The following is a 22,504-nucleotide window of genomic DNA, read 5'->3' as shown; positions in this document are numbered from 1 at the left end:
AGGGGAGGCTAGGAGGGGTTGTAACTAAATATACTTTTTTATACAAAGAAGCACATTGTCACAGTTATCTAAAACATCTTGATTAGTAAATCTAACAACTCTTACTCCTAAGTTTTTCATAAATAAGTTTCTAATTTCATCATACTTCTGAGTTTTAATAGAAAAATGGCTATCACCATCAAGTTCAATGACTAACTTTCTTTCACTACAAAAGAAGTCAACAACATACTTTCCAATTCCATGTTGTCTTCTAAATTTAACTCCTAATTGCTTCTTTCTTAAATAGAACCATAATTTTTTCTCTGCACTTGGCATATCATTTCGTAAGTTTTGTCTTAATGTGCAGTGTTTCTTCTGATTAAAAATATTCGGCATATTGATTACTTATAGAAAAATTAGTATCAATAAACAGTAAGGGATAAGAAATCGATTGGATGAAAAACTCAGAGTTATTGCGATCATATTCAAAGTTACTTATTAACAACCCCTCCTAACCTCCCCTTATATCAACATAGTCAATCACAATGCATTATTACTCAAGGGGAGGAACAGTATCGTGATAGCTGTAATTACAACGACCACCTCTGGACCCTGCAAGGGAGCTTGCGACCGATCTGAAACCTGCTCTAAAAACAAAAAAAGACCACAGGCTAATTAAACTCTGTGGTCTTTTTATTCTCAAGGACGAAGTCCGTCTAAAGCGAAGCGCTCTTAAGCAACTTGCTTGCGTCTTCGTTCTTTAATTAAGCTTTTGCTTTAGCTGCTGCTTTAGCGATAGCTGCAAAGCTTTTCGCGTCAAGCGCTGCGCCGCCAACTAGAGCACCGTCGATGTCTGGTTGTGCGAAGTAAGCTTCCGCGTTTTCAGGCTTAACAGAACCGCCGTATTGGATAACAACGTTCTTAGCAACTTCTTCAGATTTCTCAGCAATGTGAGCACGGATTTGAGCGTGGATGCGTTGTGCATCTTCAGCTGTAGCTGCTTTACCAGTACCGATAGCCCAGATTGGTTCGTAAGCGATGATAGCGCCTTCAAGAGCTTCAACGCCTTGAGTGTTGATTACAGCGTCAAGTTGACGTGCACAAACTGCAACGGTTTCGCCAGCTTCGTTTTGTGCTTCAGATTCACCGATGCAAAGAACAGGAGTTAGACCGTTCTCTTTTAGGAATGCGAATTTCTTAGCAACGAATTCGTCAGACTCAGCGTGGTATTCACGACGCTCAGAGTGACCGATGATGATGTGAGTTGCACCAAACTCTTTAAGCATCGCTGGAGACATGTCGCCAGTGAATGCACCGCTGTTGTTTAGATCAGTGTTTTGAGCACCTAGGATGATTGCGCTGCCAGCTTCAGTAAGTGTACGCTCAGCAAGGTCAACGAAAAGTGCTGGTGGAGCAACTGCAACGTCTACGCCTGTAACGCCTTCAAGCTCAGCGTTAAGACCGTTTAGTAGTTCAACAACCATTTCTTTGCTGCCGTTTAGTTTCCAGTTACCCATAACTACAGGATGACGCATAGGATTCTCTCCAATTCAAATTAATGTAAAAAACTTGCGTAAAAATATAACAGATTTTACGACAGATTTAGTGTCTAAAATCATTTTTATGCATAATTTTAGCGCTTTTATTTCGAAGTGCGAAAAATTATTAACTGAATTGAAGATATTTTTTTGATTGTTCCTAACTGTGATTCCTTAGGCACTTTTCTATTGAGGAGATTGTAACTTATTCGCTTTCACTGAATGATGGAAAAATAGTCATTCATTTACGCAGTATGAAAAGGAAGTTAATAATGCCGCACTTAATTATGGAATATTCTAACTCGTCTGAAGAGCGTTTAAATATGCAAGGTTTACTAGAAGATTTGCATCAGGTGGCGATAGACTCAGAGTTGTTCTCAGTTAATGATGTGAAGTCGCGAGCGATCCGCGTTCATTCTTGGTTAGTGGGTGATCAGGAGAATAATGCTGATTTTATCCATATAACGCTAGAACTATTATCGGGAAGAACGGCAGAGCAGAAGCGACAATTAAGTCGCAGGTTAATGGATGTATTAGCAGAACAAGCCAATCACATTGATAGCTTAACCATCAATGTGAGAGATATGGAACCAGAGAGCTTTCAAAAGATAGGGTAGAATTTTTGTCTTACCTAATGTTTGGTATTGGTTGATGGGCGGGAAGTTGCATTAGGAAATTGAATAACATCCGCAGCTTGATTCTCATCAATGGATTTGTTGAGTGAATCAGCAAAGCGAACGAATTGCTTTCCAAGCTCTCTCCCTAGAAGAATATTTACATGATTTGGGTTGTTGCCTTTTTTAATAATACGCTCAATGTGGCTTTGTTGTGCTAGCAGCTGCTCTTGACGTTCTTCCGGTAAACTTTCAATAAACTCCATACTCAGTTTATGTCGCAAGGCTTCTAATTGCTCAGGAGATTTCTCTGCTAATTCTTTGAGCTCATCGAATGAGGGAATGTCGATGTGGTGATATGTATGTGCCATTGACTTACTCCTTTCTCTTGTATCGATAGATTTAGTTTAGTTCGGATTTTATGGTTTTGAGAACGTGGGATGAGGGATCTTGAAGAGGAGTTTCGGTTTTTAGAGGGAGGGGACTGTGTATTTGCTACTCTAACTACAGCACTCACATTCTGAATTATTCACTCGCTTTGCCCTTATAGAAGCGAAGCGGTCTAGTTTCTAGTTAGCGAAGCGTATAGCCTTCAGCGATCACCCCTGAACCCTGCAAGGGAGCCTGTGACCGATCTGAAACCTGAACTCTCTAAAACAAAAAACCGCAGATGCTTTCACACCCACGGTTTCAAATTCACTTCACAGGAACTAGGCCCATAGGACCGCTTTTAATTAAAGAATAATATCTCTTACTTCTTTGTCTTTACGCTCTAAGTAGTGAATCGACTTAATGCGACGAATGGTACGACAACGGCCACGGATAAGCAGCGTTTCAGTTGTCGCGATATTGCCTTGGCGAGTGATGCCTTCTAATAGGTCGCCTTTAGTGATGCCCGTTGCTGCGAAAACAACATCATCACTACGAGCCATATCGCTCATTTTTAAGATAACGTTCGCTTTAACGCCCATTTCTTCACAGCGTTTTAGTTCTTCTTCACCGTGAATACGGTTTTCTTCAGTATCGCCTTTTACTTCATGGCGAGGAAGAAGACGCGCTTGCATGTCACCATCTAAAGCACGAATAACCGCAGCAGAAACCACACCTTCAGGTGCGCCACCAATACAGTACATTACGTCAACTTCGCTATCTGGCATACAAGTTAAAATAGAAGCGGCAACATCACCATCTGGCACAGCAAAGACACGAACACCCATCTTTTGCATGTTTGCGATTACTTCGTCGTGGCGAGGCTTAGCTAGAGTAGTCACCACTAAAGTATCTAATGGTTTACCTAATGCTTTTGCAATGTTTACTAGGTTCTCTTCTAGAGGCAGTGCTAAATCGATAGCGCCTTTTGCACCAGGGCCAACAACCAGTTTTTCCATGTACATATCAGGGGCTTTTAAGAAGCTACCTTTTTCACCTGCAGCTAATACAGCAAGTGCGTTTGATTGGCCCATCGCTGTCATTCGAGTGCCTTCAATTGGATCAACCGCGATATCTACAGCATCACCGCCAGTACCTACGTTTTCACCGATGTATAGCATAGGCGCATCATCGATTTCGCCTTCACCAATAACAATTTCACCACTGATGTCAGTCTTGTTCAGAAGTGTACGCATTACTTCAACGGCAGCACCATCAGCCGCGTTCTTATCACCGCGGCCAAGCCATTTGTAACCCGCTAATGCGGCACCTTCAGTAACTCGAGAAAAAGCCATTGCTAAATCGCGTTTCATAATTGCTCCGAATAAATCGATGAATAAATAAAAATCGCGAGGATTTTAGCATAACAAAAAGGGAAACGTTTGCTTTTTGGGTCAAGATTCGTTTTTTTAGAATTCATCCAGTTGATTTATAGAAGAGAGGCCGTGTTTTAACTCAAATAATGAATTGAAAAATCTAGTTTTAGTATGAAGTTCGTTTTAATCTTAAGAAAGAACGTCAGATGTTGGTAAAATATGCCGTTTTTTTGTTCAAATGATGCATTTTCAGTAATAACACTATGGCAGAATTGCATTTGCTGAGTAGAATAGAAAACATGTTTGTAGTGAGTAGTTAATTCGCTGCATATTCAATGACGAATACAGTTAAGGTGGCAGGAATGTCTTTAGAAATATTAGAACAACTAGAAGCTAAAGTTCAAATGGCAGTAGATACAATCGCACTGCTACAAATGGAAGTTGAAGAATTAAAAGAAACGAACGCTGAGCTAACTCAAAATCTTGAGCAAGCAAACAACGGTCGTTCTGAAGTTGAGCAACAAGCTCAAAAAGCACGTGATGACCAAGCGCAATTTGAAGCTCGCATCCGTGGTTTACTAGGTAAGATGGAAGAAGTAGAGTAATTCTATTTTTTGAGTCGTAACTCTTCCATCTTCTGTGTTGTCGGTGCTCACTTATTATCATAAGCTCCGCGCCTCCGCCTTAAAGATGAAAGATTTACTTATCAAAAATTGAGAATGATTTAGCTTATGGCTGAGCTCACTTACTATCGTAAGCTCCGCGTCTCCGCCTTGAGCTAATGGAATCTATTTAGCCAAAAGTTAGAATTGGTTCGCGAAAGAATTTGAAACCGTAGGTGTGAAAGCATCTGCGGTTTTTTTTATGCTAGAAACTATACGCTGCGCTGACTAGAGACTATAAGAGCGGGTATAGCTACTGTAGTGATAACTAGGTTTCAGGACGCTGCGCTTGCAGGGTTCAGGTGCACTCGCTTTTGATTTTCCTGAAACCTGAAACCCCGCTTTTGCTTCTATAGTCTCTAGTCAGCAAAGCGTATAGCCTCTAGTTCTTAAATCTCTTCCTCACCCATATCTTCTAACGGCTCTTGAGAAATAATAATCCCCGTCGAATCCGCATACAGATGATCTTCAGGTAAGAAAGTGACACTGCCAAAGTTAACGGCGACATCTACTTCACCAATGTTCTGTTTTGCTGCACCAACAGGGATAGAGGCTAGAGCCTGAATGCCAATATTGATCTCTTCTAGATAATCCACTTCACGAATACAACCGTAGATAACCAAACCTTCCCAACCATTGTGAGCGGCTTTAGAGGCTAAGTCGGCATCAACCAAGGCACGGCGTAATGAACCGCCACCATCAACAAGTAATACTCGGCCTTCGCCTTTCTCATCGAGAACACGACTGATTAAGCCATTATCTTCAAAGCACTTGATTGTCGTGATTTGACCGGAAAAAGAGGTTTTGGCACCAAAATGGCTGAACATAGGTTCAACAACATCAACTTGGTCTAAATAAATGTCACAAAGGGCTGAAGTGTTATATTCCATGATGATGTCTACCTTTTGGTTGGTGTTAGGATATTCTAGTAATGACTTAATATACGTGCTTAATAAGTCATTACTATGATGGGCAACAAGTTATACGAACTTTACTATGTAGTTATTAGGTCAATGTTGTCGTTGGAGCTATATCGATAAATATAGGCCAATAGAGAAGAAAATATTAGTGAATAAAGCACACTGAACCACTGTTCCCATCATTGGTCGGATGGCTTCACCATTGGGCGCGCGCAGTACAGAAACCACATGATAAAGTGCAAATGGACCAGCCAGTAAAAATAACCAACCAGCAAGTGAGTGGATTTGAGTGGCACTAAAAATGGCAAGACAGATAAAGCTAACTGCCATTAACACAGCGTGATATTTACGACCCCAGTCACCACCCATACGAACCACGAGTGTCATTTTTCCACAGGCTTCGTCGTTTTCAATATCACGCAGGTTGTTAATATTTAATACGGCGACGGCTAATAGACCACAAGCTACCGCAGGCAGTAGCAATGCAGAGGATAGATGACCAGTATGCAGATAATAAGTACCCGCTACGCCCAATAAGCCAAAGAAGATGAATACTGAAATATCACCCAAACCGCGATAGCCATAAGGTTTGTCACCCATGGTATAAGCGATGGCGGCACCAATAGCCAGTAAACCCAGAGCGATAAAACCGATAATATCCATGGTTTGATGTAGAGAAGTGAATACCAGAATTAAGCCACTAATGATGGTTAAAACGATATTAATACCAATGGCTTTTTTCATCGTATCTTGCGTGACAAGACCTGATTGCATGGCACGTTGTGGCCCAAGACGATCATCGTTGTCCGTGCCTTTTACAGCATCACCATAATCATTAGCAAGGTTAGATAAAATTTGTAATAAGGTTGCAGTAACAAATGCCATGAGAGTGATGGTAGCTGAGGCGTGATTGTTCCAATACGCTAACGCCGAGCCTGTCATAATTGAAGCAAGCGCAAGCGGTAAGGTTTTTGGACGGGCAGCACTGAGCCAAATAGCAAAAGGAGAATTTTTCATAGCATCGCAAAAATAGTGAATAGAGTCTCTATTATTCACTATTTTTGGAAGAACCCCAACTTTGAAAAGAAAAAGAGGGGAAGTTTAGACTCGTTATCCGATTTTTCCGGTATCAATTAACTGTTGTAGTAACGGACGAATGATTAATTCCATCGCAAAGCTCATCTTTCCACCAGGAACCACAAGCGTGTTATGACGAGACATGAAAGAGCCATCAATCATGGCAAGTAGATAAGGAAAGTCTACATTGCGGATGCCTCGAAAACGGATCACCACAAAGCTTTCATCTAAACTTGGAATGCCTTTGGCGTTGAGTGGGTTTGACGTATCAACCGTAGGTACGCGCTGAAAGTTAATGTGAGTACGAGAAAACTGCGGCGTGATGTAATTGAGATAATCATCCATTGAGCGAACAATCGAATCCATCACGGCTTCTCGTGAATGACCGCGATCACGAGTATCTCGAACGAATTTTTGGATCCACTCAAGGTTTACAATCGGCACCATGCCTATCAATAAATCGACGTGCTGTGAAACATCAATATCGCCATCAACCACACCACCATGTAATCCTTCATAGAAAAGTACATCTGTGTTTTCAGGCAAATCTTGCCATGGAGTAAAAGTGCCCGGCATTTGGTTGAAGGGAACGGCCTCATCAAACGTGTGTAGATAGCGACGATATTGCCCTGTGCCATCAAGACCATATTGACGGAAGAACTGCTCGAGTGCTGGAAAGTCATTTGCTTGAGGGCCAAAGTAGCTGATGTGCTTACCTTGTTCTTTGGCTTTACGGATCTCCACATCCATTTCAGGACGGGTAAATCGATGAAAGCTATCTCCTTCAAGCCATGATGCTTTGATATTCATCATGTTGAACATTTTACGAAAGGCTTCAGAAGTCGTTGTAGTGCCTGCTCCGGATGAACCGGTAACGGCGATAATTGGATGTTTTGCGGACATGACAAACCCTGTCTGTGATTCTTGGCATCAAAGCCTTAATGTCAGAATGTTATAACAGGGTTGGGTTAAATGATACGTTATCGTTTAAAATTTGTGATTGATTGAAAATGATTATTCAAATTCATGATTGGTGAGATTAGGATTAAAACGGGCTTTGGTTTGAATATCGACCGTCTCATGTAATTCTGAAAAAACCACTATCGCTTCACCATTTTTTAGCAATACTTTTATTTGGTCTACTTTCTCTTGATGGCTTATCTCAACTTCACCGTAATCCGTTCCTTCACGAAGTACAAATTCGGAGATCAAATTTTCTAGTGTGCCTGGTGCAATGTCTTGCCAAGGAATGATCATACTGCTTATCTCATCCATTTTATGAATAGCCATGAGTGGCGTTAAAATTATAGAACGTGTTGGAACCAGTGATTTACCGTTGTCTCTAACCAGAAGTGTGGCTTGGTTAATGAACCATTAATAAAACCAACGTGGCCACCATGCTCTGTCAGTTGATAGTGTACACAGTTAGGCAAAGGATGAGTAGGGATCACGGCCTCTGTCATGAATGGATCGTCTTTAGAGTGAATGATCCGAGTTGGGATATCGATATTTTCTAAAAACTGTAAACCGCTGCATTGTTGATAATAGTCTTGTGCGTTTTCATAGCCGTGCATTGGAGCGGTGAGTAAATTATCAAATTGCAGTAAATCAGGAATGGCAGCGATCATCTCTTTATTTAAGCCAACAATCGCCTTTCGGCTGCCATTGATTTTTTTTATGCTATTGGTTTTCAATGAGCGCAGTAAGTAGCTCTGATAAATTCGTGAAAACCCTTGCTGAATACGTTCCGAGCAAGCACTTAAATCAAGTGGCGCTGAGATAACCGTCGCGGCATTGAGTAAGGTGCTGGTGCGATATTTGGCGAGATAATTAACCAACATATTGCCACCAAGAGAGATCCCAGTTGCGACTTTGGTTCGTTTAGGGAAGCGGTTATCAAGCATTTGGATAAAGAAGCGTGCGTCTTCGGTTTCACCAGAATGATAGGCTCTGGCTAAACGGTTTGGTACATCACTGCATCCTCGAAAGTGCATCATGACACCAAGCCAGCCTTGTTGTTTAGCGGCCGAGAGTAACCCATTTGCATACGGGCTTTCGAAACTGCCTTCTAACCCATGAAACAAGATGAAGAGTGGTTTATTCCCTGCTTTATTTGGGTTTTCACTCCATGCAAGATCAACAAAATCCCCATCAGGTAATTCAAGACGCTGCCAATAGGCATTAAACAGTGGGTTTCTGCGTATCAATCGTGGCAGAAGCGTTTGAATATGAGCGTTGGATAAGCCCTGTGCTGGTGTGAAAGTGTCAAGCATCTTTAGTTACCTAGTCGTGATGTGAATTCAGCGAAAGAAGCAGGGAGCTTGCGTTTAATCTTGAGCAGTAATTGCTTAATAAGCTCGGTGACTTCTCTGTTGTTTTTACTTGTAATGGAATACGTAGTAACGCGGTGATGAGATCGTTTTGTTGTTGTTTTTCTATTTGAAGTTCAAACCGTAATGCGTCTTGATAGAGGGTTGGATCTTGAGCTTTTTTGATTTGTCTTCTTAACTGCCGATAGGTTTGAAGCAGTTCGTCACTTTGGCTAAGTGACACTTCAAGACACGAAAAGTGAGAGGGCGAAAAGTAGATATTAAATGAATCGAGCCAAGTAAGCAGCAAAGCAAGATTAACGTTACCATGATGCTTGTCTTGCAGTTCTAATGCGGCTTGTTGTACGCCCTGTTTCTTGTAGTGAGAGAGCGAGAAAGACCAAAAGGCTTCACTGGTCAGTAAAGCCTTTTGTGATGTACTGATAGACGTATTACAGCTGAGCGGCATTCTCTTTTTCTTCAATTTTCTCTTGAAGATCCATCCATTCCATCTCTACTTCTTCAAGCTCTGATTTCGCAGAGGCTTGAATGGCTAGTACTTCGGTTAAGCGTTTTTTGTTTTCAGCTTCATATAAAGACACATCACCTAACTCGGCTTCGGCTTGGCTTAATGCTTCGTTCAGTGTATCCATTTTCTTTTCAAGCTTAGTGACTTCTTTACGCAATGGTGCAATTTGCTTTCTGAACTCCGCTTCTTTACGTTTCTGCTCTTTTTTATCAGCGGCGCTTAAGCTGGTTGAAGTGCTTGGGCTGTCTTGTTTATCTTGTTGAAGTTGTTCTTTACGCTCGTTTTTGTTTTGCTCTGTTAGCCACTTGTAGTAATCGGTTAAGTCACCATCAAAAGGGACGACTTGGCGATCATGAACTAAGTACAGATCATCTGTGGTTGCACGAAGTAGGTATCTGTCGTGACTGACGATAACCATTGCGCCTTCAAAGGTTTGCAGTGCCATGGTTAGCGCTTGGCGCATATCTAAATCAAGGTGGTTGGTTGGTTCATCGAGTAGCAACATGTTTGGTTTTTGCCATACCACAAGCGCTAATACTAAACGTGCTTTTTCACCACCAGAGAACGGACCAATCTTCTCTAATGCTTTTTCACCTTGGAAACCAAAGCTGCCTAAGTAATCTCGCAGTTGTTGCTCGGTGTGATTTGGGGCAATTTGCATTAGGTGTTGCAGCGGCGTTTCTTCTACGTGCAGTGTTTCTAATTGATGCTGTGCAAAGTAACCAATTTTTACGCCTTGAGAGTAGTTGAATACGCCACTTTGTGGGGCTAACTCACCAGACAGTAATTTGATCAGTGTTGATTTACCAGCACCATTTCGACCCAATAGACCAATACGACTGCCAGGAACTAGGTTTAAGCGAATTTGCTCTAGGATCGTGTTGTGTTCATAACCGGCACTCACTTCATCCATCATTAGAATTGGGTTTGGTAGTGCATCCGGCTCTCTAAAGTTAAAGCTGAATGGGTTGTCTAGCTGTGCAGGTAGCACTTTTTCCATTTTCTCTAACGCTTTAATTCGGCTTTGTGCTTGGCGCGCTTTTGACGCTTTATAACGGAAGCGGTCAATGTATGACTGCATGTGCGACATGTTCTTTTGTTGCTTTTGGTATTTAGCTTGTTGCAGTACCAGTTTCTCAGCACGTTGCACTTCAAATGATGAGTAGTTACCTGTGTATTCATTTAATTGTTGGTTTTCTACATGAATAATACGGTTGATGATAGGATCAAGAAAATCACGGTCATGAGAAATTAACATTAAGGTGCCAGGGTAGTTTTGCAGCCAACGCTCTAGCCACATTACCGCATCTAAATCTAAGTGGTTGGTCGGTTCATCGAGTAGCAATAGATCTGAGCGACAAATTAGGGCTTGCGCTAAGTTTAAACGCATACGCCAACCACCAGAGAATTGAGTTAAGTTCCACTCCATTTGTTGTTGTGAAAAGCCTAAACCATTTAATAACTCTGCCGCACGAGAATTAATGGTATAGCCACCAACGGTTTCTATTTTTCCGTGCAGCTCAGCCACTAGGGTGCCGTTGTCTGCTTCTTCGGCTTTTGCTAGTTGCGCTTCTAAACCACGAAACTCACGATCACCATCGATAACGTAATCAATCGCTTTACGCTCTAAGGCTGGTGTTTCTTGAGCTACCCACGCCATTTCCCAGTGATGAGGAACACGGTTTGAACCGGCATCAACACTTAACTCGCCTTTGATGAGGGCAAAAAGAGTGGATTTACCACAGCCATTTTTTCCAACTAAACCGACTTTGTCACCAGGGTGAATGGTGGCAGAGGCTTGTTCTAATAAGGGCTTTCCGCCACGAAGTAATTGAATGTCTGAAAACGTAATCATGCTGTGGTGTTCTTCTCTTGTTGGCAAAATAGTGAATACGAGGAGCATAGTAGGCGCAAGAGGGAAGATTGTCGATATAGAAATAGTCTGTATGATGGAGTAAAAGCCCCATTTAGAATAATAAGAAGAGACGTCTAAAAAGGAATTTATGATTCAGTTACCTAGAATATTAGTGATCCTCGCTCATCCTGATCCAGAACACTCGGTTGCCAATAAGGCGATCCTCTCCGCTTATCATGATTTATCCCATGTCACCGTGCATGATCTCTATGCGCATTACCCTGAATTTTTTGTTGATGTTATTTATGAGCATGAGCTTCTTGCCCAACATGACATTATTGTATTTCAACACCCACTGTATCTTTACTCCTGTCCTGCTTTACTAAAGGAGTGGATGGATTGCGTATTAGGAAAAGGGTTCGCTTATGGTAATGGCAGTGCTTTAAAAGGAAAACAGTGGCGCAGTGTGATTACCGCAGGAGGCATTGAAGAGGCGTTTTCTAAGGCGGGTTACAATCAACATACGATCGATGAGATTTTGGTTCCTTTTAAAATCACCGCTGCCTTATGTCAAATGAAGTGGTTGACGCCGTCAGTTCAATATTGGGCTCGAAATATCACTATAGAAAAACGTCAGCAGTTTATTGATGACTATCGACAATGGTTATTGAATCCCAAAGGAGGTATCTAATGGCTGGTGAGTGGTTACATACTAGTTCGATTTTCTTAGCTGCTGCCGTGATTACTGTGCCTTTAGCTCAGCGGTTTGGTTTGGGTGCCGTTTTGGGGTATCTCTTGGCCGGTATTGCCATTGGCCCATGGGGATTACAGTTAATTTCTGATGTGGATGCGATTTTGCACTTTTCAGAGTTTGGGGTGGTGTTGTTGCTCTTTTTGATTGGCCTAGAGTTAAACCCCAATAAATTATGGAAGATGCGAAAACCCATTATTGGTTTGGGTGGTAGCCAAGTGGTGGTGACCTCTTGTGTTATTACGGCCGCGATGATGTTTTACGGTCTGGCTTGGCAGGTGGCTATGGTGATAGGCATGGGCTTAGCTTTGTCCTCTACCGCGATAGCTTTGCGAGTGATTGAAGAAAGAAGATTATCGGCATCAGAAAGTGGTCAATCGGGCTTTGCTGTATTGTTATTCCAAGATATAGCTGTGATCCCAATGCTTGCTGTGTTGCCTATGTTAGCTGGAGGGGCGAGCGGTAACTGGATGGATGGCTTGTGGATACTGGCTGGTGTTATTGGTATTTTTACGTTAGGTCATTTCTTATTAAGACCACTGTTTAGCTATGTTGTAAAAAGTGGAGCCCGAGAGTTATTTACTGTAGCTGCCTTGTTATTGGTTATTGGCGTTTCTGCTGCAATGAAGCAGCTTGGTTTATCAATGGCACTTGGGGCTTTTCTTGCTGGGGTGCTATTGGCGGAAAGTGAGTTTCGTCATGAGTTAGAAGTGGCGATTGATCCTTTTAAAGGCTTATTACTTGGGCTGTTCTTTATCGCGGTTGGGATGTCGGTTAACTTAGGCTTATTATTGCAATACCCATTTGAGATATTGGCTGCTGTGATGATGTTAGTGTCATCAAAAGGTTTTCTACTTTATGGACTAGCTCGATTATTTGGTACCCAAGCGAAAGCCCGCAGTCAGATGGCGATGATTTTAAGTCAAGGTGGTGAGTTTGCGTTTGTGTTATTTACGGCAGCGCAAATGGAAGGGTTATTAAGTAGAGAATTGACGGCATTTTTATTAGTTGTGGTGAGCTTGTCGATGATGACGACGCCATTATTACTCATCGCTCAAGATAAATGGTTTAGGAGAACACTGAATAGCGAAGACGACATGCCGCAATCGGATTTTACTCATGCGACTCAGCCAAAAGTGATTATTGCGGGCTTTGGTCGTTTTGGACAGATTGTGGGACGTTTACTGTTTGCGAATAAAATTAAATTGACCATTTTAGAGGGTGATCCAAGCCAAATACGCCTATTAAGAAAGTTTGGTTATAAAGTGTATTACGGTGATGCGACACAAGTAGAGTTATTACGAGCCGCGGGTGCCGAAAAAGCTGAAGCGATTGTGGTTTGTAAGACGGATCCGCAAAAAGTAATGGAGGTTGTGGCGTTGTGTAAACAGCATTTCCCACATTTGAAAATCTTAGCGCGAGCGCGAAGTCGAGTTGAAGCGTATGAGTTGTTAAATGAAGGGGTGGATCATTTTTCACGAGAAACTTTTTATGGAGCCCTTGATTTAGGCCGGCAAACCCTCACATCTTTGGGTATGCACCCTTATCAAGCAAAGCGCGCCGAATCGCATTTTAAAAAGTTAGATGTTGCTATGCTAAAAGAATTGTTACCATTGCACTCAGACGACAAGGTACTAGCCTCTAAAGCGAAAGCGGCTCGAATTGAATTAGAAGAAATCTTCGGGTTAGAAATGGAAAGTGAGCGCTCAAATCAGAATCATTGGGACTGACGTTATTAAGAATTAGCACAAGGATAATAGCCGTGAAGAAACGATTTATTGCAGGTGCAGTTTGCCCATCATGCAGTACGACTGATACGCTACGTTGGTGGCAAGAAAGTAATATTGAACATGTTGAATGTGTCGAGTGCGGCCATGTGGCTCGCAAAACACCAAAATCGATAGAAAAAACCAAACACGCGCAAGATGAAGTTATTGGTGTTTTTAAACCTGAATAACGGTATCTTAGCGGAAAATGAATACCATCCATTAATGCCAAGTGCATCCGGAGTTAAAATGAAAATTGAAAAGAACGTTGTAGTTAGCCTTGCTTACCAAGTAAAAACGGAAGAAGGTGTTGTTGTTGATCAATCAACGGTTGAAGCGCCATTAGATTACCTACATGGTCACAGCAATCTAATTGTGGGTCTTGAAAACGCACTTGAAGGTAAAGTTGAAGGCGACAAATTCAGCATCACTGTAACTCCTGAAGATGCATACGGCGAGCACATGGATGAGATGGTTCAACGTGTTCCTGCTAACGTTTTCCAAGGTGTTGACCAAATCGAAGTTGGTATGCGTTTCCTTGCTGATACTGACCAAGGTCCTATCCCTGTAGAAGTAACTGAAGTTGACGGCGACGAAGTTGTTGTTGATGGTAACCACATGCTTGCTGGCCAAACGCTAGGTTTTGACGTTGAAGTAGTAGCACTACGTACTGCAACTGAAGAAGAGCTAGCACACGGTCATGTACATCAAGAAGGCGGCTGTGGTCACGACCACGGACACGACCATGATCATGAAGGCGGTTGTTGTGGTGGCGAAGGCCATTCTCACGATCACAAAGAAGATCACGAATGTTGTGGTAGCGGTAACTGTTCTAAGTAATTTTCTAGAGCAGGGTTCAGATCGCTACGCTTAAAGGGTTCAGGGGTGTATGTGGTGAGGTTTCTATTATTAACTAGAAACTATACGCTGCGCTAACTAGAGTCTATAAAAGCAAATGCAGAGCTGGATATTGTGCTTAGAATTAGAAAGACCATAGGTGTTGAGCCTGTGGTCTTTTTTGTTAGAAACTATAAAAGTGAGTATGGTAGGTGTTTTGAGTTCTAGGTTTCAGGGCGCTGCGCTTGCAGGTTTCAGGTGTGCTCGCTTTTGATTTTCCTGAAACCTGAAATCTGAAACCTTCGTTTTTTGCTTTTATAGGAGCGAAGCGGTCTAGCTAGCGAAGCGTATAGCCTCTAGTAATGCGGTGGTGGTGTCTCTTCTGACGCATCCGCCATATTCGATGAATCCATCGTCTTCATCTTACCAACCATGAATTTCATTTGAACTTGCATATTGGTTATCAGTAATTGTTGTTGCGATAAGGCATCGTTTAACTCTTCAATGGTTTGTTCTTGGAATGCCATTTTGTACTCTAAATCACTGATCTTATATTCTAATTCTTTTATATCTGTCGTCATTATTCTATCAACCAAGCTTGAGCTATTCCGGCTGAGGTAGCGGAAACGACTCGTTGTTTTTTATCAATGGCGACATCATACACTACCGCTGTTGGTGGGCGTGCATCTTTTAATGGTTCAGCGCGCCATTGTTCTTGCTTCTTACCTGATAAAGTATCCCATAACATGACACTACCAGAGGGAGAGCCTGTCATTAAATAATCGCCATCGTCACTAAAACGAGCACTAGAGAACACTTGTTGACGCGCAAAGGTACGCAGCTTAGATATTTTCTCACCGGTTTTTAAATCCCAGATAAAGGCTTCATTTCCACCATCGGCGGTTAAGGCGTATTTGCCATCTCGTTGTAGTGCGATCCGACTTACGCGTTTCTCATGCTCAAAGGTATGTAATATCTGACCTGTTTGCGTATCCCAAAAATAAGCAAGATGGTCATTACCGCCTGATAAGGCAAATTTCCCATTTGCTGAGAGAGCAACAGAGTTGACCTTCTCTCTATGAGCGAGAAATTCCAAACGGCGACCAGTAGCTAAATCGATATAGATAGCCTTGCCATTGGATAAGCCAAGCAATACTTGTTGGCCATTACTCGCAATATCAATATCTCGAATAATGCCGTCAGAGATAGACCATAGCCCTTCAGAAATACCCATACCTAAATCCCAAACGGCAAAATTGGTTTGTGTTGCGGTAACCGCAAAGCGAGAATTATCGGCAATCGTGATATGCGAAACGGTTGAGTCGTGTTGATCTTGAGCGCCAAAATAGGTAAGTTCTTTATTATCAACTAAATCCCAAAAGTGTAATCCGTTTTTTGTTTCACTATCGGTATTAATAGCATTAGAGCCTTTTTTTACGAAGAACAGCCCAAAGCGAGCGTCGCGACTTAATGCGAAACTTGTCGTACCTTGGGTAGCAACTTCCCAGCGCTGTTGGTCTTTTTTGCTAAAGAAACAGCCTGATAATGTCAGTGTAATGACAAAAATTACTATGTATTGAGAGCTAGCGCGCATCAAATTGAACTACTCGTTTGTAATGTGTCTATAACTACTAGTATATTGTGTTGAAGTATATTTCTCATCTTTATCTAAAGAATTGAATAAGAAATTGAGGCAAGACCTCAAATAATCGGAGTTTTGAAATGAAATCTATCTTTAAAGTATCGTTACTTGCTGCAACTGTTGCATTTGTTGTTGGGTGTCAAAAAGAAGAAGCACCAAAAACAGAGGCTGTGACACTGCCTGCTAAAATTGAAGCCTCAACAGAGGGTGCTACGGCATCAACATTTGCATCTGAAGATGAAAAATCAGGTTATGCAATTGGTGCCTCACTGGCTAAATACCTAAATTCGAACTTAGAGAAGCAAACAGAGCTTGGCTTAGACCTTAAAAAAGCGGATGTGCTGGCTGGTGTTACGGATGTGTTTAACGGTAAAGAGCGCCTGACAGATGAAGAGATTCAAGCAGCTCTTCAAAATCTAGATCAGCGTGTAGCTGAGATTGCACAACAAAAAATGGCGGCGGAATCTGAAGCAAACTTAAAAGCAGGTACTGACTACCAAGAAAAATTTGCAAAAGAAGACGGCGTAATGAAGACGGATTCAGGCATTCTATATCAAGTAATTACACCGGCTGAAGGTCCTAAACCTAAAGATACAGATACGGTAGTGGTTCACTACTCAGGCACACTAATCGACGGCACTAAATTTGATAGTTCTTACGATCGTAACCAACCTGCGACATTCCCACTGAATGCTGTCATTCCGGGCTGGACTGAAGGTGTTCAGCTTATGAATGTTGGTTCTAAGTACAAGTTTGTTATTCCTGCTGAATTAGGCTATGGCGCACAAGGTAATCAAGCTATCCCTGCAAACTCTACATTGGTATTTGATGTTGAATTGCTTGAGATTAAAGATGCAGCAAAACCAGCAAAATAATTATCTCTAGAATTAAATAATCTAAACTTTGTTTTAGATCACTGAATTAGCCCCGGCACTTGCTGGGGTTTTTTATTTTCATGCAAATATTCTGATAAACTTGATGTAATTATTTTAAGTCGTAAGTCTTAGCTGTAATGTTAAGCCGACAATTTTACATTGGTAGATTATGAATATTGAAAATATCGAAGAAGAGAGTCTATCTGAGGTCGTGTCATTTACTGAATTTGATCATCATATTCTGCGCTCTTACGAAGCCGTTGTTGATGGCATTGCGAGTTTAATTGGTAGTTATTGCGAAATCGTTTTGCATTCACTTGAAGACATCAATAAATCTGCGATTCGAATTGCTAACGGAGAAAATACTGGCCGTAAAGTGGGTTCACCTATCACCGATTTAGCGCTACAAATGCTTAAAGATATTGAGCGTTCTAAGCGTAATTTTTCTCGTTCTTACTTCACTCGTGCTAAGGGTGGGGTATTGATGAAGTCAATTACAGTTGCTATCCGTAATGGCGATGATCGAATTATTGGTTTGCTTTGTATTAATATCAACCTTGATGCGCCTTTCTCTCAAGTATTGCACTCCTTCATGCCGAGTGAGGAAGCGAATGAAGCCGCTTCAACCGTAAACTTTGCCAGTGATGTGGATGAGTTAGTCGATCAAACCGTAAAACGCACCATTGATGAAATTAATGCCGATAAAGAAGTCGGTAATAACGCGAAGAATAAACAGATTGTTATGGATTTATATGACAAAGGTATTTTTGATATTAAAGATGCGATTAACCGCGTTGCTGATCAGCTAAATATATCTAAACATACTGTCTATCTTTATATTCGCCAAAGAAAAACAGAGGATGGCGAAAAGTGAGTTTGCGTTATGGATTAGTTGTTAATGGCTCAGCTTATGGCACCCAAGCTTCTAGACAGGCTTTTCAGTTTGCACAAGCCTTGATCGAGCAAGGAGAGATTTTAGAAAAAGTCTTTTTTTACCAAGATGGTGTGCTTAACGCTTCCTCTTTGATTTTACCTGCTAATGATGAATTCGACATTACTAAGGCGTGGCAAGCTCTGGCTAAAGCACACAATGTCGAGTTAGAAACGTGTGTTGCTGCAGCATTGCGTCGTGGTGTCATTGGTTACGAAGAAGCGGAGCAACATAAAATCGAGCATCATAATTTGGCTTCTGGCTTTAAACAGGCTGGATTAGGTGGATTAGCAACAGCGTTATTAACGTGTGATCGCGTTATTCAATTTTAAGTCTTCACGTTCAACAGAGTAGGTCAGTAATGAATCGAATTGGATTTGTATTCCAAAGTTCACCGCACTCCACGACAAAAGGCAGGGAGGGGTTAGATGCCATTCTTGCTGCGTCAGCATACAGTGAAGATATTGATATTTTCTTTATTGGCGATGGTGTATTGCAAGTGCTTGAAAATCAGCAACCAGAACACATATTATCTCGTGATTATATCTCTGGATTTAAAATGTTAGCCTTGTATGATCTAGAAGAAATCTTTGTGTGTCAAACCGCGTTATCAAATCGTGGATTAAAGCCAAGCAATCTAAATATTGAGGTTGGTGTCATTTCAAACCAACAGATTAATGAGAAGTTAGTGCAATGCGCTCAAGTAATGGTGTTTTAAATTATGCTGCATATCTTAACTAATACAGATAATTTACAAGCACTTTATCGTAAAGAATTACCGGTAAATGTAGAGCAGGATGTGTTTTTATTAACGCAAGATTGTGTTTATACCGGCATATTGGATCATAAAGATCATTTAATGATCCTGTCGCTGAGGCAATGCTACTTTTTACAAGAAGACATGGAGGCAAGAGGGTTGAGTAACTTAATTAGTGATAATATTCAATTGGTTAACTATTCATCTTTTGTTTCTCTTACCCAAGAATATTCCCCTGTGGTGACTTGGTAATTCGGTGCTATGAGCAAGAAAGCAAAATTATTTTTAAATTGTTTATTAATAGTGCTGTATATTTCTTGACACATATCACGTTCAGCCTTAGAATTTCGCGTCCCTATTTCCATAGGGATATAGATTTTTCAAAAGTTTTCGAACCTCTAATCAGGAGCTATTTTAATGGCAACTATTAACCAGTTGGTACGCAAGCCACGTGCAAAGCAAGTTGTTAAAAGCAACGTGCCTGCGCTAGAAGCGTGTCCACAAAAACGTGGTGTATGTACTCGCGTATATACTACTACTCCAAAAAAACCGAACTCAGCTTTACGTAAAGTATGTCGTGTTCGTCTAACTAACGGCTTTGAAGTTACTTCATACATCGGCGGCGAAGGTCACAACCTTCAGGAGCACTCAGTTGTTCTTATCCGTGGTGGTCGTGTTAAAGATTTACCAGGTGTGCGTTACCACACTGTTCGTGGTGCACTTGACTGTGCAGGCGTAAACGACCGTAAGAAAGGTCGTTCTAAGTATGGTGTGAAACGTCCTAAGTCTTAATGCACTTGTTTTAATACAAGCGCTTAAGTAAGGCCAAACACTAAATAATTTATTATTTTTGATAAAACTGAAAAGTTTTGGATAAAACCTGAAGAAGACAACGGAGAAATTCCATGCCACGTCGTCGCGTAATAGGCCAACGTAAGATCCTTCCAGATCCTAAGTTCAAATCTGAGCTGTTGGCAAAATTTGTAAACATCGTAATGGTTGACGGTAAGAAATCAACTGCTGAAAAAATCGTTTACGGTGCACTAGAATTAATGGCTGAGAAATCTGGTAAAGATCACTTAGCTGTATTCGAAGAAGCTCTTGAAAATGTTCGCCCTGCGGTAGAAGTTAAATCTCGCCGTGTGGGTGGTTCAACTTACCAAGTTCCTGTAGAAGTACGTCCGGTTCGCCGTAACGCACTTGCTATGCGTTGGATGGTTGATGCTGCGCGTAAGCGTGGTGAAAAATCTATGGCTCAACGTCTTGCTAACGAAATGTTAGACGCGTCTGAGAACAAAGGTACTGCGGTTAAGAAACGTGAAGACGTTCACCGTATGGCTGATGCTAACAAAGCATTCGCTCATTACCGCTGGTAATACCGAAGGTGCAGCAGTCCTTGCTGCACCTTACTTCTTTTCTTTCCTATTTAGTAATACACTTAGCCATTATCGCTATTTCAATGCATATGCGTTGGGAAATAGCAATAATCCCTAAGATAAGAGGATACAACCGTGGCTCGAAATACACCTATTGAGCGCTACCGTAATATCGGTATCTGTGCTCACGTAGATGCAGGTAAAACTACAACTACTGAGCGTATTCTATTCTACACTGGCCTTTCTCATAAAATCGGCGAAGTTCACGATGGTGCTGCTACCATGGATTGGATGGAGCAAGAGCAAGAGCGTGGTATCACAATTACCTCTGCAGCGACTACGACTTTCTGGCGTGGTATGGATGCACAATTCCAAGATCACCGCATTAACATCATCGATACTCCTGGACACGTTGACTTCACTATCGAAGTAGAGCGTTCTTTGCGTGTACTTGATGGCGCGGTTGTTGTGTTTTGTGGCTCATCAGGTGTTGAACCTCAATCTGAAACTGTATGGCGTCAAGCGAACAAATACGGCGTTCCACGTATCGTATTTGTTAACAAGATGGACCGTGCGGGTGCAGATTTCTTACGTGTTGTCGACCAAATTAAAAACCGTCTTGGTGCAAATCCTGTTCCTATTCAATTAAATATCGGTTCAGAAGATAATTTCAGAGGTGTTATTGACCTTATCAAGATGAAGACCATTAACTGGAATGAAGCCGATCAAGGTATGACCTTCTCTTATGAAGAGATCCCTGCTGATATGCTTGAGCTTGCAGATGAATGGCGTCAAAACCTAGTTGAAGCAGCGGCTGAAGCCTCTGAAGAGCTGATGGACAAATACCTTGAAGGTGAAGAGCTATCAGAACAAGAGATCAAAGAGGCATTACGTACTCGCACATTAAATAACGAGATCGTATTAGCTACTTGTGGTTCTGCATTTAAAAACAAGGGTGTTCAAGCGGTACTAGATGCTGTGATCGAATACTTACCTGCACCGATTGATGTTCCTGCAATCAAAGGTGTGGATGAGGATGGTAATGAAGTTGAGCGCCACGCTGACGATAACGAACCATTCTCAGCATTAGCATTTAAAATTGCGACAGACCCATTTGTTGGTTCACTAACCTTTATGCGTGTTTATTCTGGTGTTGTTAGTACTGGTGACGGTGTCTATAATTCAGTAAAACAAAAGCGTGAACGTTTTGGTCGTATCGTTCAGCTTCATGCTAATAAGCGTGAAGAAGTGAAAGAAATACGTGCGGGCGATATTGCAGCAGCGATTGGCTTAAAAGACGTAACAACAGGTGACACTCTGTGTGATCAAAATGCAAAAGTGATTCTTGAGCGTATGGAATTCCCTGAACCGGTAATTCAAATTGCAGTAGAGCCAAGAACACTTGCAGACCAAGAAAAAATGGGCATCGCACTAGGTAAACTAGCGGCAGAGGATCCATCTTTTAAAGTAGAAACTGATGTCGAATCAGGTCAAACACTGATTTCTGGCATGGGTGAGCTACACTTAGATATTATCGTTGACCGTATGAAGCGTGAATTCAGTGTTGAATGTAACGTTGGTAAGCCTCAAGTGGCATACCGTGAAACTATCCGTGGTAGCGCGGAAGTGGAAGGTAAATTCGTACGTCAATCTGGTGGTCGCGGTCAATACGGTCACGTATGGCTGAAAATTGAACCATCAGAACCAGATGCTGGTTTCGTTTTTGTAGACGAAATTGTAGGTGGTGCAGTTCCTCGTGAATACATCAGCTCAGTAGCGAAAGGTATCGAAGAGCAAATGAATAACGGCGTGTTAGCAGGTTACCCTGTACTCGACGTTAAAGCGACGCTGTTTGATGGCTCATACCACGATGTTGACTCCAATGAAATGGCGTTCAAGATCGCGGGTTCAATGGCATTCAAGAAAGGTGCGCTTGAAGCTCAGCCTGTTATTCTTGAACCAATGATGAAAGTTGAAGTAACCACTCCAGAAGACTGGATGGGTGATGTTGTTGGTGACTTAAACCGTCGCCGCGGCATGATTGAAGGTATGGACGACGGCGTTGCTGGATTAAAAATAATCCGCGCTCAAGTTCCACTTTCTGAAATGTTCGGTTATGCAACATCTTTGCGTTCTGCGACTCAAGGTCGAGCGTCTTACTCTATGGAATTCGCCGAATATGGTGAAGTTTCTAAGAATGTTGCCGATAGAATCATCGCTGAACGCGGATAAAATACTCAATACCCTTGCGTCAAGAGCAATTGACGCATAAAATAGCAAATTCTGGCGCGCCTTATCACTGTTCGGTAGGGCGAATCATAACTAGGAAGGAACACGATCG

At 41.8% G+C, this 22,504-nt stretch carries 27 protein-coding genes; 14 read left to right on the top strand and 13 right to left on the bottom strand.

Annotated elements, in window-relative coordinates; all coding sequences use genetic code 11:
• Nucleotides 1-24: 24 nt before the first annotated feature.
• Both F8B77_RS16665 and tpiA read right to left on the bottom strand, forming a co-directional pair.
• Nucleotides 25-375 (bottom strand): endonuclease domain-containing protein, encoded by a 351-nt coding sequence (locus F8B77_RS16665; protein ID WP_130046169.1) that lies wholly within the window; start codon nucleotides 373-375, stop codon nucleotides 25-27.
• A gap of 368 nt (nucleotides 376-743) precedes the next feature.
• Nucleotides 744-1,514 carry a triose-phosphate isomerase gene (gene tpiA, locus F8B77_RS16660; RefSeq protein ID WP_130046168.1) on the bottom strand — a complete coding sequence of 257 codons (771 nt, stop codon included), beginning with the start codon at nucleotides 1,512-1,514 and terminating at the stop codon, nucleotides 744-746.
• Nucleotides 1,515-1,789: 275 nt separating this feature from the next.
• Here tpiA and F8B77_RS16655 point away from each other — a divergent pair, with 275 nt between their 5' ends.
• Nucleotides 1,790-2,134 carry a 5-carboxymethyl-2-hydroxymuconate Delta-isomerase gene (locus tag F8B77_RS16655; protein ID WP_151656740.1) on the top strand — a complete coding sequence of 115 codons (345 nt, stop codon included), beginning with the start codon at nucleotides 1,790-1,792 and terminating at the stop codon, nucleotides 2,132-2,134.
• Between the two features lie 14 nt (nucleotides 2,135-2,148).
• Here the strand turns inward: F8B77_RS16655 and F8B77_RS16650 are convergent, their stop codons facing one another.
• On the bottom strand, nucleotides 2,149-2,502 hold the full coding sequence (locus tag F8B77_RS16650) for a DUF3135 domain-containing protein (RefSeq protein ID WP_151656738.1): 354 nt from the start codon (nucleotides 2,500-2,502) through the stop codon (nucleotides 2,149-2,151).
• A gap of 363 nt (nucleotides 2,503-2,865) precedes the next feature.
• Nucleotides 2,866-3,873, bottom strand: a complete 1,008-nt coding sequence (glpX, locus tag F8B77_RS16645; RefSeq protein ID WP_130049067.1) for a class II fructose-bisphosphatase — start codon at nucleotides 3,871-3,873, stop codon at nucleotides 2,866-2,868.
• Between the two features lie 365 nt (nucleotides 3,874-4,238).
• Between glpX and zapB the strand changes: the two genes are divergently transcribed.
• Nucleotides 4,239-4,481 (top strand): cell division protein ZapB, encoded by a 243-nt coding sequence (gene zapB / locus F8B77_RS16640; protein ID WP_122033280.1) that lies wholly within the window; start codon nucleotides 4,239-4,241, stop codon nucleotides 4,479-4,481.
• 446 nt (nucleotides 4,482-4,927) lie between these two features.
• Here zapB and rraA read toward each other — a convergent pair whose 3' ends face one another.
• The 7 genes from rraA to F8B77_RS16605 all read right to left on the bottom strand — a co-directional run bounded on the left by rraA (nucleotide 4,928) and on the right by F8B77_RS16605 (nucleotide 11,228).
• A complete protein-coding gene (gene rraA / locus F8B77_RS16635; RefSeq protein WP_151656736.1) occupies nucleotides 4,928-5,428 on the bottom strand; it encodes a ribonuclease E activity regulator RraA in 501 nt (166 codons plus the stop codon).
• A gap of 138 nt (nucleotides 5,429-5,566) precedes the next feature.
• A complete protein-coding gene (locus tag F8B77_RS16630) occupies nucleotides 5,567-6,475 on the bottom strand; it encodes a 1,4-dihydroxy-2-naphthoate polyprenyltransferase (RefSeq protein ID WP_151656734.1) in 909 nt (302 codons plus the stop codon).
• A gap of 93 nt (nucleotides 6,476-6,568) precedes the next feature.
• On the bottom strand, nucleotides 6,569-7,438 hold the full coding sequence (locus F8B77_RS16625) for a phosphoribulokinase (protein WP_151656732.1): 870 nt from the start codon (nucleotides 7,436-7,438) through the stop codon (nucleotides 6,569-6,571).
• 111 nt (nucleotides 7,439-7,549) lie between these two features.
• The gene (locus F8B77_RS16620) at nucleotides 7,550-7,792 is read right to left on the bottom strand and encodes a YheU family protein (protein ID WP_167512847.1); all 243 of its coding nucleotides are present in this window, start codon (nucleotides 7,790-7,792) and stop codon (nucleotides 7,550-7,552) included.
• Between the two features lie 47 nt (nucleotides 7,793-7,839).
• Nucleotides 7,840-8,808, bottom strand: a complete 969-nt coding sequence (locus F8B77_RS16615; RefSeq protein ID WP_151656730.1) for a hydrolase — start codon at nucleotides 8,806-8,808, stop codon at nucleotides 7,840-7,842.
• Between the two features lie 10 nt (nucleotides 8,809-8,818).
• Nucleotides 8,819-9,313 (bottom strand): TIGR02444 family protein, encoded by a 495-nt coding sequence (locus F8B77_RS16610; protein ID WP_151656728.1) that lies wholly within the window; start codon nucleotides 9,311-9,313, stop codon nucleotides 8,819-8,821.
• Entirely contained in the window at nucleotides 9,297-11,228 is a 1,932-nt protein-coding gene (locus F8B77_RS16605; RefSeq protein WP_151656726.1) for an ABC transporter ATP-binding protein, read from the bottom strand. The genes F8B77_RS16610 and F8B77_RS16605 overlap by 17 nt, the downstream gene beginning before the upstream one ends.
• A 148-nt stretch (nucleotides 11,229-11,376) precedes the next feature.
• On the opposite strand from F8B77_RS16605, the gene kefG reads away from it, so the two are divergent.
• Genes kefG through slyD form a run of 4 tightly spaced genes read left to right on the top strand, consistent with a single transcriptional unit; the run spans nucleotide 11,377 to nucleotide 14,585 of the window.
• Nucleotides 11,377-11,919, top strand: a complete 543-nt coding sequence (gene kefG / locus F8B77_RS16600; RefSeq protein WP_151656724.1) for a glutathione-regulated potassium-efflux system ancillary protein KefG — start codon at nucleotides 11,377-11,379, stop codon at nucleotides 11,917-11,919.
• Entirely contained in the window at nucleotides 11,919-13,709 is a 1,791-nt protein-coding gene (kefB, locus tag F8B77_RS16595; RefSeq protein WP_151656722.1) for a glutathione-regulated potassium-efflux system protein KefB, read from the top strand. Before kefG ends, kefB begins: the two co-directional genes overlap by 1 nt.
• 26 nt (nucleotides 13,710-13,735) lie before the next feature.
• On the top strand, nucleotides 13,736-13,936 hold the full coding sequence (locus tag F8B77_RS16590; RefSeq protein ID WP_425277997.1) for a YheV family putative zinc ribbon protein: 201 nt from the start codon (nucleotides 13,736-13,738) through the stop codon (nucleotides 13,934-13,936).
• A 58-nt stretch (nucleotides 13,937-13,994) separates the two neighbouring features.
• On the top strand, nucleotides 13,995-14,585 hold the full coding sequence (gene slyD / locus F8B77_RS16585) for a peptidylprolyl isomerase (protein WP_151656717.1): 591 nt from the start codon (nucleotides 13,995-13,997) through the stop codon (nucleotides 14,583-14,585).
• 353 nt (nucleotides 14,586-14,938) lie between these two features.
• Here slyD and F8B77_RS16580 read toward each other — a convergent pair whose 3' ends face one another.
• Together F8B77_RS16580 and F8B77_RS16575 are read right to left on the bottom strand one after the other, a co-directional pair.
• Nucleotides 14,939-15,163 carry a SlyX family protein gene (locus tag F8B77_RS16580; RefSeq protein ID WP_151656715.1) on the bottom strand — a complete coding sequence of 75 codons (225 nt, stop codon included), beginning with the start codon at nucleotides 15,161-15,163 and terminating at the stop codon, nucleotides 14,939-14,941.
• Nucleotides 15,163-16,176: a WD40 repeat domain-containing protein gene (locus F8B77_RS16575; protein WP_151656713.1), complete on the bottom strand. Its 1,014-nt coding sequence runs from the start codon at nucleotides 16,174-16,176 to the stop codon at nucleotides 15,163-15,165. The genes F8B77_RS16580 and F8B77_RS16575 overlap by 1 nt, the downstream gene beginning before the upstream one ends.
• A gap of 128 nt (nucleotides 16,177-16,304) precedes the next feature.
• Here F8B77_RS16575 and fkpA point away from each other — a divergent pair, with 128 nt between their 5' ends.
• The 8 genes from fkpA to fusA all read left to right on the top strand — a co-directional run bounded on the left by fkpA (nucleotide 16,305) and on the right by fusA (nucleotide 22,395).
• Complete coding sequence (gene fkpA / locus F8B77_RS16570) at nucleotides 16,305-17,099, top strand: FKBP-type peptidyl-prolyl cis-trans isomerase (protein ID WP_151656711.1); 795 nt, start codon at nucleotides 16,305-16,307, stop codon at nucleotides 17,097-17,099.
• A gap of 169 nt (nucleotides 17,100-17,268) precedes the next feature.
• Nucleotides 17,269-17,973, top strand: coding sequence for a helix-turn-helix transcriptional regulator (locus F8B77_RS16565; RefSeq protein WP_151656709.1), 705 nt, complete (start codon nucleotides 17,269-17,271; stop codon nucleotides 17,971-17,973).
• Nucleotides 17,970-18,362: a sulfurtransferase complex subunit TusD gene (gene tusD, locus F8B77_RS16560; RefSeq protein WP_151656707.1), complete on the top strand. Its 393-nt coding sequence runs from the start codon at nucleotides 17,970-17,972 to the stop codon at nucleotides 18,360-18,362. The genes F8B77_RS16565 and tusD overlap by 4 nt, the downstream gene beginning before the upstream one ends.
• Before the next feature lie 29 nt (nucleotides 18,363-18,391).
• Nucleotides 18,392-18,748 (top strand): sulfurtransferase complex subunit TusC, encoded by a 357-nt coding sequence (tusC, locus tag F8B77_RS16555; protein ID WP_151656705.1) that lies wholly within the window; start codon nucleotides 18,392-18,394, stop codon nucleotides 18,746-18,748.
• Nucleotides 18,749-18,751: 3 nt separating this feature from the next.
• Nucleotides 18,752-19,039: a sulfurtransferase complex subunit TusB gene (tusB, locus tag F8B77_RS16550; protein ID WP_151656703.1), complete on the top strand. Its 288-nt coding sequence runs from the start codon at nucleotides 18,752-18,754 to the stop codon at nucleotides 19,037-19,039.
• A gap of 165 nt (nucleotides 19,040-19,204) precedes the next feature.
• The gene (gene rpsL, locus F8B77_RS16545; RefSeq protein ID WP_005417208.1) at nucleotides 19,205-19,579 is read left to right on the top strand and encodes a 30S ribosomal protein S12; all 375 of its coding nucleotides are present in this window, start codon (nucleotides 19,205-19,207) and stop codon (nucleotides 19,577-19,579) included.
• Between the two features lie 113 nt (nucleotides 19,580-19,692).
• Nucleotides 19,693-20,163, top strand: a complete 471-nt coding sequence (gene rpsG / locus F8B77_RS16540) for a 30S ribosomal protein S7 (RefSeq protein ID WP_151656701.1) — start codon at nucleotides 19,693-19,695, stop codon at nucleotides 20,161-20,163.
• A 135-nt stretch (nucleotides 20,164-20,298) separates the two neighbouring features.
• Nucleotides 20,299-22,395 carry an elongation factor G gene (gene fusA, locus F8B77_RS16530; protein ID WP_151656699.1) on the top strand — a complete coding sequence of 699 codons (2,097 nt, stop codon included), beginning with the start codon at nucleotides 20,299-20,301 and terminating at the stop codon, nucleotides 22,393-22,395.
• Nucleotides 22,396-22,504 lie beyond the last annotated feature (109 nt).

Source organism: Aliivibrio finisterrensis (assembly GCF_008933155.1).
Classification (GTDB): Bacteria; Pseudomonadota; Gammaproteobacteria; order Enterobacterales; family Vibrionaceae; genus Aliivibrio; species Aliivibrio finisterrensis.
This window is presented reverse-complemented; position numbering and strand designations above follow the sequence as displayed.

Excerpts from the sequence above, each read along its gene's own strand:
- F8B77_RS16665 (WP_130046169.1), bottom strand. The coding sequence starts at position 375 with ATGCCGAATATTTTTAATCAGAAGAAACACTGCACATTAAGACAAAAC.
- tpiA (WP_130046168.1), bottom strand. The coding sequence starts at position 1,514 with ATGCGTCATCCTGTAGTTATGGGTAACTGGAAACTAAACGGCAGCAAA.
- F8B77_RS16655 (WP_151656740.1), top strand. The coding sequence starts at position 1,790 with ATGCCGCACTTAATTATGGAATATTCTAACTCGTCTGAAGAGCGTTTA.
- F8B77_RS16650 (WP_151656738.1), bottom strand. The coding sequence starts at position 2,502 with ATGGCACATACATATCACCACATCGACATTCCCTCATTCGATGAGCTC.
- glpX (WP_130049067.1), bottom strand. The coding sequence starts at position 3,873 with ATGAAACGCGATTTAGCAATGGCTTTTTCTCGAGTTACTGAAGGTGCC.
- zapB (WP_122033280.1), top strand. The coding sequence starts at position 4,239 with ATGTCTTTAGAAATATTAGAACAACTAGAAGCTAAAGTTCAAATGGCA.
- rraA (WP_151656736.1), bottom strand. The coding sequence starts at position 5,428 with ATGGAATATAACACTTCAGCCCTTTGTGACATTTATTTAGACCAAGTT.
- F8B77_RS16630 (WP_151656734.1), bottom strand. The coding sequence starts at position 6,475 with ATGAAAAATTCTCCTTTTGCTATTTGGCTCAGTGCTGCCCGTCCAAAA.
- F8B77_RS16625 (WP_151656732.1), bottom strand. The coding sequence starts at position 7,438 with ATGTCCGCAAAACATCCAATTATCGCCGTTACCGGTTCATCCGGAGCA.
- F8B77_RS16620 (WP_167512847.1), bottom strand. The coding sequence starts at position 7,792 with ATGATCATTCCTTGGCAAGACATTGCACCAGGCACACTAGAAAATTTG.
- F8B77_RS16615 (WP_151656730.1), bottom strand. The coding sequence starts at position 8,808 with ATGCTTGACACTTTCACACCAGCACAGGGCTTATCCAACGCTCATATT.
- F8B77_RS16610 (WP_151656728.1), bottom strand. The coding sequence starts at position 9,313 with ATGCCGCTCAGCTGTAATACGTCTATCAGTACATCACAAAAGGCTTTA.
- F8B77_RS16605 (WP_151656726.1), bottom strand. The coding sequence starts at position 11,228 with ATGATTACGTTTTCAGACATTCAATTACTTCGTGGCGGAAAGCCCTTA.
- kefG (WP_151656724.1), top strand. The coding sequence starts at position 11,377 with ATGATTCAGTTACCTAGAATATTAGTGATCCTCGCTCATCCTGATCCA.
- kefB (WP_151656722.1), top strand. The coding sequence starts at position 11,919 with ATGGCTGGTGAGTGGTTACATACTAGTTCGATTTTCTTAGCTGCTGCC.
- slyD (WP_151656717.1), top strand. The coding sequence starts at position 13,995 with ATGAAAATTGAAAAGAACGTTGTAGTTAGCCTTGCTTACCAAGTAAAA.
- F8B77_RS16580 (WP_151656715.1), bottom strand. The coding sequence starts at position 15,163 with ATGACGACAGATATAAAAGAATTAGAATATAAGATCAGTGATTTAGAG.
- F8B77_RS16575 (WP_151656713.1), bottom strand. The coding sequence starts at position 16,176 with ATGCGCGCTAGCTCTCAATACATAGTAATTTTTGTCATTACACTGACA.
- fkpA (WP_151656711.1), top strand. The coding sequence starts at position 16,305 with ATGAAATCTATCTTTAAAGTATCGTTACTTGCTGCAACTGTTGCATTT.
- F8B77_RS16565 (WP_151656709.1), top strand. The coding sequence starts at position 17,269 with ATGAATATTGAAAATATCGAAGAAGAGAGTCTATCTGAGGTCGTGTCA.
- tusC (WP_151656705.1), top strand. The coding sequence starts at position 18,392 with ATGAATCGAATTGGATTTGTATTCCAAAGTTCACCGCACTCCACGACA.
- tusB (WP_151656703.1), top strand. The coding sequence starts at position 18,752 with ATGCTGCATATCTTAACTAATACAGATAATTTACAAGCACTTTATCGT.
- rpsL (WP_005417208.1), top strand. The coding sequence starts at position 19,205 with ATGGCAACTATTAACCAGTTGGTACGCAAGCCACGTGCAAAGCAAGTT.
- rpsG (WP_151656701.1), top strand. The coding sequence starts at position 19,693 with ATGCCACGTCGTCGCGTAATAGGCCAACGTAAGATCCTTCCAGATCCT.